The following is a 220-nucleotide window of genomic DNA, read 5'->3' on the forward strand; positions in this document are numbered from 1 at the left end:
ACAACTGGAACAGGAGCGTTCTTTCAACGCGTCGATCCTGAACAATACCGCCGAAGGCATCCTGGTGGTGGGCAGCGATGGCCGCATCCGCTTTGCCAATCCGGCGATCACCCGCATGCTCGGTTGTTCCGAGAGTGAACTGCAGGGCAGCGAGTTGATCGCCTGGGTTGAATCGCCCCATGAGGACACCTGGCAAGACTCGGTATGGCTGGAGTACTTT

General features: G+C 58.2%; 1 protein-coding gene. It reads left to right on the forward strand.

Annotation, left to right across the window (positions count from 1 at the left end):
• Nucleotides 1-220: PAS domain-containing protein (locus ACW9IN_RS30195; RefSeq protein WP_457369255.1), on the forward strand; the 220-nt coding region annotated here is incomplete at both ends.

It is taken from the genome of Pseudomonas sp. SDO5271_S396 (genome assembly GCF_054071795.1).